The organism is Streptomyces sp. NPDC001093, from assembly GCF_040298985.1.
Taxonomy (GTDB): Bacteria; Actinomycetota; Actinomycetes; order Streptomycetales; family Streptomycetaceae; genus Streptomyces.
On record NZ_JBEPBF010000191.1, the window covers coordinates 1 to 8,759 of the forward strand.

At 71.7% G+C, this 8,759-nt stretch carries 5 protein-coding genes; all 5 read left to right on the forward strand.

What is annotated here, in order from left to right; genetic code table 11:
- A partial coding sequence (locus tag ABT288_RS46390) for a type I polyketide synthase (RefSeq protein WP_351622069.1) occupies positions 1-3,459 on the forward strand: 3,459 nt, incomplete at its 5' end.
- A complete protein-coding gene (locus tag ABT288_RS46395) occupies positions 3,456-4,352 on the forward strand; it encodes a proline iminopeptidase-family hydrolase (RefSeq protein WP_351622072.1) in 897 nt (298 codons plus the stop codon). The genes ABT288_RS46390 and ABT288_RS46395, both read left to right, overlap by 4 nt.
- 76 nt (positions 4,353-4,428) lie before the next feature.
- Positions 4,429-5,379 carry an ACP S-malonyltransferase gene (locus tag ABT288_RS46400; protein WP_351622075.1) on the forward strand — a complete coding sequence of 317 codons (951 nt, stop codon included), beginning with the start codon at positions 4,429-4,431 and terminating at the stop codon, positions 5,377-5,379.
- Between the two features lie 67 nt (positions 5,380-5,446).
- On the forward strand, positions 5,447-6,958 hold the full coding sequence (locus ABT288_RS46405) for an AMP-binding protein (protein ID WP_351622077.1): 1,512 nt from the start codon (positions 5,447-5,449) through the stop codon (positions 6,956-6,958).
- Positions 6,959-7,214: 256 nt separating this feature from the next.
- The gene (locus ABT288_RS46410; protein ID WP_351622080.1) at positions 7,215-8,567 is read left to right on the forward strand and encodes an erythromycin esterase family protein; all 1,353 of its coding nucleotides are present in this window, start codon (positions 7,215-7,217) and stop codon (positions 8,565-8,567) included.
- Positions 8,568-8,759: the final 192 nt, after the last annotated feature.

An 8,759-nucleotide genomic window follows, 5' to 3' on the forward strand; every position in this document is an offset into this window, starting at 1 on the left:
CGGATCGCCGTGCACGGTGGGAAGGTCGACTGGGCGGCGTTCTACGCGGGCACCGGAGCCCGCCGCGTCGACCTGCCCACCTACGCCTTCCAGCGGCAACGGTACTGGTTCCACACCCTGGACTACCTGGCCGAGTCCTGGGTGGCCGCCGAATTGGGCGGGCTGTCCCAGGCCGGGCTGGATCCCGCCGGACACGCGCTGCTCGGCGCGGCGGTGACCCTGCCCGACAGCGACGGTGTGGTGCTGACGGGCCGGTTGTCGACGGCGTCGCAGCCGTGGCTGGCGGATCACGCCGTCGGCGGCACCGTGCTGTTCCCGGGCACCGGCCTGGTGGAGCTGGCGCTGGCGGCCGGCGACCGGGTCGGCTGCGAACGGCTGGACGAACTCACCCTCCAGGCGCCCCTGGTGCTGCCGGAGAACGGTGGTGTCGTGGTGCACGTCGTCGTCGACGAGCCGGACGACTCCGGTGCGCGCCGGGCGGTACGCCTGTACACGCGTACGGACGACGATGACGAGGTCCAGTGGACCCTGCACGCGACGGGCATCCTGTCCGCCGCCGCGTCCGAGCCCGCGTTCGACTTGGTTCAGTGGCCGCCGGCGGGTGCGGAGGCGGTGGATGTCGAAGGTCTGTACGACGGCTTGGCGGAGGCGGGTCTGGAGTACGGGCCGGTGTTCCAGGGCCTGACGGCAGCCTGGCGCTCCGGTGCCGGTTCGGCCGAGGAGATCTATGCCGAGGTGGCTCTGCCGGAGGAGACGGGTGTCGAGGGTTTCGGGGTGCACCCGGCGCTGCTGGACGCCTGCCTGCACGCGATCGGGTTGCGTGAGGGGGGTGAGAGTCGTTCGGCGCGGCTGCCGTTCGCGTGGACGGGTGTGTCCTTCCATGCCTCGGGTGCGACCCGGGTCCGGTTGAAGCTCACCTTCTCGGCAGACGCCGTCTCGCTGAGCGTCGCCGACGGTACCGGCGCTCCGGTCGCGAGCGTCCAGGCCCTGGCTTTGCGGGAGATCTCGGCGGACCAGTTCGCGGCGGCCGGCTCGGCCTTCCACGAGTCGCTGTTCCAGCTGGACTGGGTCCAGCTGCCCAAGGCACAGGACATCGCGCTGCCGGAGGACGTCACCGTCCTGCACACGGCCCCCGGGAGCGACGCCCAGACGGCGCGCAACGCGGTGCACGAGGCGCTGAGTCGGTTGCAGTCGGCGGAGGGCCGGTTGGTGTTCGTCACCCGGGGTGCGGTGGCGTTGCCGGGTGAGGACGTCACCGACCTGGCGGGTGCGGCCGTGTGGGGTCTGGTGCGCTCGGCCCAGTCCGAGTCGCCAGACCGCTTCGTTCTGGTCGACAAGGACACCGACGCGGACGACGCCGTCGCTCTGGCCTTGGCGGCAGGTGAGCCGCAGGTGGTCGTCCGTGACGGCGCGGCTTACGGCGCCCGTCTGGCCCGTACGCCCGTGGCCGTGGAGGAGGCGCAGCCCCTGACGTTCTCCGCCGAGGGGACGGTGCTGGTGACGGGGGCGACCGGCACCCTGGGCGGTCTCTTCGCCCGGCACCTGGTGACCGAGTACGGTGTGCGCCGTCTGCTGCTGACCAGCCGACGCGGTGAACAGGCCCCTGGTATGGGGGAGTTGACCGAAAGCCTCGTCGATCTGGGCGCCGAGGTGACGGTCGCCGCCTGCGATGCCGCCGACCGGCAGGCGCTGGCCGCGCTCCTCCACGACGTGGACGTATCCGCGGTGGTCCATGTGGCGGGTGTCCTGGACGACGGTGTGATCGCGTCCCTGACTCCGGAGCGGGTGGACAGGGTGCTGCGTCCGAAGGTGGACGCGGCCCTGAACCTGCACGAACTCACCGCGGACAAGAACCTCACCGCGTTCGTGCTCTTCTCCTCCGCCGCCGGTGTCTTCGGCAACCCGGGTCAGGGCAACTACGCGGCCGCGAACGCCTTCCTGGACGCTCTCGCCGCCCACCGCAAGGCGCAGGGTCTGCCCGCGCAGTCGCTGGCCTGGGGTCTGTGGGGCGGCGGCATGGCCGGTGAGCTGAGCCAGGCCGACATCGACCGGATGAACAGCACCGGTGTGCACGCGCTTACGCCCGAGCAGGGCCTGGCGTTGTTCGACACCGCGAGCGCCCTGCCCGCTCCCGCCCTCGTCCCCATCCGCCTGGACCTGAAGGCGCTGCGCTCGGCCGGTGAGGACCTGCCCGCCCTGCTGCGCGGGCTGGTCCGGGTCAGCAGGCGCCGTACGGCGCGTGCCCAGGCGGATCCGTCGGCGCTGCGCGGTCAGCTGGCCGCGCTGGAGCCGGCCGAACGGGAGAACGCCCTGCTGACGCTGGTGCTGGAACACGCCGCCCGTGTCCTCGGGCACAGCTCCGCCGACGCTGTCGTACCCGAGCGGGACTTCCTGGAGGCGGGCGTCGACTCGCTCAGTGCCATGGAACTGCGCGGTGCGCTCAACACCGCGCTCGGCATCGACCTGCCGCCCATGGCGGTCTTCGACAGCAAGAGTCCGGCGGGGCTGGCCCGCGAGCTCGTGGCCGTGCTGGACAGCGCGGGTACCGCAGCCGCGACGCCGGGTGCGGCGGGCACCGGCCGGGCCGCGCGGGACGACGAGGACACCGTGACCGGGCTCTTCCGCCGGACCGTCCTCGCCGGCGAGACCACCAAGGCGTTCGGTCTGCTGCGCGCGGTGGCCGATCTGCGGCCGACGTTCGACCGTCACGAGGACCTGGCGGTGGCGCTGCGGCCGGTGCGGCTCGCGGACGGTCCCGCCCGGCCGCGGTTGATCTGCCTCGGCACCCCCATGGCCACCGGAGGGACGCACCAGCACGCCCGGCTGGCCGCCCACTTCCGTGACGTCCGCTACCTGGCCACGCTGCCGTCGCCGGGCTTCGAGCGCGGCGAGAACCTTCCCGCCTCCGTCGACGCGCTGACCTCGGCGCTGGCCCACGCCGTGCTGGACGCGGCGGAGGGCGAGCCGTTCGTCCTGTTCGGCTACTCCTCCGGTGGCATGCTCGCCTACGGGACCGCGGACCGCCTGGAGCGACTGGGCACGCCCGCGGCCGGCGTGGTCCTGGTCGACACCTACGTGGTGACCCAGGAGGAGGGCGGCGGCATGCAGGCCCAGGTGTTCCAGCAGATGTCCGCCGCGCTGGTCGAGCGCGATGCCCAGTACGGCCTGTTCGACGTGGCGGGGCTGTCCGCGATGCGCGCCTACTTCGACCTGCTGCCGCTCTTCCGGCTCGACGCCATCGAGACCCCGGTGCTGTTCGTCGGCGCCGAACGCAGCTTCCTGCCGGACGACACCGGCGACGACGACTCCTGGAAGGCCCGGCCGTGGCACGCCGGACACACCTACCGCTCCGTGCCCGCCGATCACTTCACGATCGTGGAGGAGGAGGCCGAGCACACCGCGAGGACCGTGGAGGAGTGGATCTCGGCCCAGAAACACATGGAAAAGGTGACGACATGACGCCGGCCCCCAGCGCCAAGGGAACCGTTCCGTTCGGCGAGTACAAGACGTGGTACCGGGTCACCGGAGACCTCGGCTCGGGGCTCGCGCCCGTCGTGGTGGTGCACGGCGGCCCCGGCTCCACGCACGACTACCTGCTGCCGCTCGCCCGGCTCGCCGAGGAGGGCCGGCCGGTCGTGCACTACGACCAGCTCGGCAACGGGGGTTCCACTCATCTGCCCGGCCGCGGCGCGGACTTCTGGACCGTGGAGCTGTTCCAGGCCGAGCTGGACAACCTGCTCACCTCCTTGGGGATCGCCGAGGACTACGTGCTGTTCGGGCAGTCCTGGGGCGGCCTGCTGGTGGCCAAGCACGCCGCCGCCCGCCCCGCCGGGCTGCGTGGGCTCGTCATCGCCAACGCCCCCGCCTCCTATCCGCTGTGGCTCGAGGAAATGGCGGTGCTGCGTGCCCAGTTGCCACCGGGCGTCAACGAGACGCTGCTGCGCCACGAGGCCGCGGGCACGACGGACAGCGAGGAGTACTACCAGGCGATGACGCCGTTCTACGAGAAGCACGTGTGCCGGCTCAAGCCGTGGCCGCGCGAGTACCAGGCGTCCTTCTACGAGGTCTACAACGACCCGACGGTGTACTACAGCATGAACGGCCCGACCGAGTTCCACGTGATCGGCAGCCTCCGTGACTGGGGTGTGGAGGACTGCCTGCCCGACATCGCGGTGCCCACGCTGATCCTCTCAGGCCGGCACGACGAGGCCACCCCCAAGACCGTCCAGCCCTATCAGGACCTGATACCGGACTCCCGTTGGGTGATCTTCGAGGATTCGAGCCACCTGCCGCACCTGGAGGAACCGGAGGCTTTCCACGAGGTCCTGACCGAGTACCTCAAGGGCCTTTAGCCGCGCCTCCCGGACGGTGCCCCTAAGGGGGCGATAGGGGTTCTTGACATGACGACACGGGAACAGACTGGTGGCCATGGAGACTGACAACCGGACCGGCAATGCCCTGGTGTTTCCGGGGATGGGGCCTTCCCCGTTCTCCGACGTGGCCAAGTTCATGCTGGTCAACCCCTTTGCCCGGCAACTCTTCGCCGAGGCCGACGAGGTTCTCGGATACTCCCTCTTCGACCGTTTCCGGCAGGCGGAGGGTGACTATTCCGAGTGCGCGCAGATCGCCTTCATGGTGAACTGCCTGGCGCTGGCGGGCTGGGCCGAGAAGGAGTTCGGCATCGAACCCGACTTCTGCGCCGGGCCCAGTTTCGGTGGCAAGGCCGCCGCGGTGCGCTCCGGTGCCCTCTCGTTCGCCGACGGAGTGCGGTACACCTCGCGCTTCGCCCGCTGCCTCGACGCGTACTTCGCCGAGGAGTACCCGGACGAGGTCGCCACCCTGTCCTTCGCACGGACCCCCCGGGCCGTACGGGACGAGGTGCTGGCGGAGCTCGCCGAGCAGGGCGAGTGGCACGACGTCACCTGTGTGGTCGACGAGGACTTCCACATGGTCACGCTGGCGAAGTCCCGCATCGACTGGCTCTCCGAGCGACTGCGTGCCGCCGGCGGGATGCCGCTGTACGTGATGGAGCCCCCCATGCACTCGCCCGCGTTCGACGGGCTGCGGCGCAGGGCGGAGGCCGAGGCCATGGCCGGGCTCACGTTCCGCGACCCGGTGATCCCCGTCGTCACCGACCACGGCGGAGCCGTTCTCACCACCGGCGAGGAGGTGCGCACCATGCTGCTGGACGGCTGCGTCCGCCCGGTGGACTGGCCCGACACGCTCGCCTCGCTCCGCGACCGGGGGGTGGGGCGGATCTGTGTGGCCGGCCAGGACGCGTTGTTCGGACGAGTCTCCGCCGCGGTCAGGAACTTCGAGGTCATCAAGGCCGACCCGCGCCTGGCCATGCGCCCGCGCCGCCGGACCGCAGCCGCCTGAGACACGCCGGGCCGCCCCGCCGTTCCTCATACCTCCCCCAGTTCCCCGTGTTTACCCCGGAGGAAGAATGACCGAGCATCAGAGCCCCGCCCTGCACCAGCGCTTCCTCCGCGGGCTCGCCCTGTCCCCACAGCGGCCGGCGCTGCGCATCGGGTCCCACAGCGTGACCTACCAGGAACTGCACGAACAGGCCCTGACCCTGGCGGGCTCCCTGGGCTCCGCGAAAGTGGTCGGCGTGCTCGCCGGAAAGACCGTCACGGCGTACGCCGGCATCCTGGCCGGGCTCTACGCGGGCGCGACCGTCGTACCTCTGCACCCCGACTTTCCCGCCGACCGCACTCGGCGGATGCTGGGTCTCTCGGGCGCTGCGGCCCTGATAGCCGACGAGCGGGGCCGCGCGGTGCTCAGCGAGACCGACGGGGACGGCCCGGGCATCCCGGTCGTCGAACCCGACCCCGCCCGGGCGCTGTCACAACCGCGTCCGGTCCATGCCTCCGACATCGCCTACATGCTGTTCACCTCGGGTTCCACCGGGCGGCCCAAGGGGGTGCCGATCACCCACGGCAGCACGCACCACTACTTCGAACTCCTCGATTCCCGCTATGACTTCACGCCCGAGGACGTGTTCACCCAGACTTTCGACCTGAACTTCGACTGTGCGATGTTCGACCTGTTCTGTGCCTGGGGAGCGGGCGCCATCGTCGACGTGGTGCCACCGGGCGCGTACCGCGACATCCCGTCCCACGTCGCCGAGCGGGGCATCACCGTGTGGTTCTCCACACCGAGCGCGATCTCCCTCATCCGCCGCATGGGAGGCCTCCGCCCGGGCGCACTGCCCACCCTGCGCTGGAGCTTCTTCGCGGGCGAGGCGCTGCGCTGCGCCGACGCCGCCGAGTGGCAGACCGCGGCCCCGGCCTCGATGCTGGAGAACATCTACGGGCCGACCGAGCTCACGGTCACCATCACCGGGCACCGCTGGGACCCGCAGACCTCGCCCCAGCTGGCCGTCAACGGACTGGTCCCGATCGGCGCCGTGCACGAGGGCCACGACCACGTGCTGCTCACCGAGGACGGCGCCGAGGCCGACAGCGAGGGCGAGTTGCTGATCACCGGCCCGCAGATGGCCTCCGGATACCTCGACCCCCAGGACGACCAGGGGCGCTTCACCGAACGGGACGGGCGTGTCTGGTACCGCACGGGAGACCGGGTGCGCCGACTGCCCGACGGCCAGCTCGTCTATCTGGGGCGGCTGGACTCCCAGGTACAGGTGCAGGGCTGGCGGGTCGAACTCGCCGAGGTGGACCACGCGCTGCGTTCCTGCGAGGGAGTGGAGGACGCGGTCACCGTGGCCAGGCCGGTGGACGGCAGCACCGAACTCATCGTCTTCTACACCGGCCACGCCCGCCGTCCCGCCGAACTGGCCCGGGCGCTGCGCGAGGTCCTCCCCAAGGGCATGCTGCCCCGGCACTTCGAGCATGTCGCGGAGTTCCCGCTCAACTCCAACCGCAAGGTCGACCGTCCGGTGCTCGCGGCCCGGGCGGGCGAGCTGCTCGGCGCGGCCCCTGCGGGCAGGCGGTGACGCATCCGAACCCCGGCCCGGCTCCCCTCCGGGCCGGGCCCTGAGCGGGGAAGGCGTCCTCACCCGTCCGTGAACCGCCCGCTGCCCGGCGTCGGATCCGCCGGCAGGCCCCGCGGAGACCGGGCCGGGCCGGCCTTGCTCTTCCTGCCGCACTCGCCGTACCGGTAACGCACCGGCCCCCCGCACCGCTATTTCGGGCCGTAGGCGCGACAGGCCCTCTCGTGGAGTGCGGGGCCGCTGCACCAGACTCGGCGGCATGACCACGCACGACACAGCCCCCCACACGGCCGGAACCGCCAGGAAACACCGCGGTCTGCTGAACCCCGCGCGCGCCGCGGCCAGGATCCGCACCGGCACTCCGCGGGCCGGCACACCTTCCGTGCCCGGCCCGGAGGCCGTGCTCGGCCCACAGGCACAGCCACTGACCGATCTGGACCGCGTCGGCCGGATGATCGGAGAAGCGCGCGTCGTCGGCATGGGCGAGGCGAGCCACAGCGCCCACGAGTTCTTCACCCTCAAGCAGCGGCTCTTCGCTCACCTCGTCACCCACAAGAGCTTCACCACCTTCGCGCTGGAGACCAGCTGGAGCACCGGCTTGCGGCTCAACGCCTATGTGCAGCACGGCATCGGCGATCCGGAGCGGATCATGGAACAGGAGTTCCAGGGCCAGTACGTCTTCTGGAACACCGAGGAGTACCTCGATCTCATCCGCTGGATGCGACACCACAACATCAGCCACCCCGGCGACCCGCAGCTCCGGTTCGCCGGCATCGACCTCGGCTACCCGGGTCCCGAGGCCTTCACCCAGGTCGTCGACTACGCCGCGGCGTGCCGGCCCGGCCTGGCCCACCGCATCGAGGAACTGTACTCGGGGCTCAGGCCGGCCGAGGGCACACAGGCCGGCCCCTGGATGCGAGGGCAGCTGACCCACGACCCCGCTCGCCGCCGGGAGCAGGCCGAAAGCGCCCGGGAGGCTCTGCACCTGCTGTACGACGAGGGACGTCCCGGCCCCGACCACGGCGGCGCCCGGTCCTACGACTGGGCCGTGCAGAACGCCACGGCCATCACGCAGACCTTCACCGCGTACGCCTTCCCGGACGAGGACTTCGCGCAGCGCATGCGCTACCGCGACCGGGTCATGGCCGCCAACACCGCCTGGCTGCTACGGCGGCAGCACGGCGGGACCCTCCTCGCCGCCCACAACAGCCATGTCGCCTACACCAGCGACAACCCCCGGCAGTTCCCCCAGCCCGCCGGCGGCGTCCTGCGTGAACTGCTCGGCAGCGACTACGTGAACATCGGGATGACCTTCAACCGGGGCACCGTCAACGCCCTGCCCGACCTCGCGGCCCAGGAACCGAGGACGTACACCGTCGTACCGGCGCCCGACGGCCACAACGACCATGTCCTGGACCAGGTGGCGGCCGGCCCCGGATTCGCCCTGGACCTGCGCACCGCCGGGCCGGCCGCACACACCTGGCTCAACAGGCCGCGTCCCACGCGTTCCTGCGGCCTGTACTGGCCCCCGGACGATCCGGACGTCGCCCTCGGCCGCTCCTACGACATCCTCGTCCACCTGCACGAGGTCGAAGCGGCACGCCTGCGGTGACCCTCCCGCCCGGCGGCGCGGGTGTCCCCGGCGCCACGACCGCGGTCCCGGCCGTCACCCGCGCCCTCACCGCAGTCGGCCTGCGTCCCTCCGCCGGGGTGGTGGCGGCACCCCCCCGGGCGGGCCGTCAGCCCCCACGGCCGCGCCGGGCCCCGCGGGGGAGGGTCGATGCACCGGGCGGGGACACCGGGC

Coding starts and splice junctions, on each gene's coding strand:
- ABT288_RS46395 (WP_351622072.1), top strand. CDS start 3,456: ATGACGCCGGCCCCCAGCGCCAAGGGAACCGTTCCGTTCGGCGAGTAC.
- ABT288_RS46400 (WP_351622075.1), top strand. CDS start 4,429: ATGGAGACTGACAACCGGACCGGCAATGCCCTGGTGTTTCCGGGGATG.
- ABT288_RS46405 (WP_351622077.1), top strand. CDS start 5,447: ATGACCGAGCATCAGAGCCCCGCCCTGCACCAGCGCTTCCTCCGCGGG.
- ABT288_RS46410 (WP_351622080.1), top strand. CDS start 7,215: ATGACCACGCACGACACAGCCCCCCACACGGCCGGAACCGCCAGGAAA.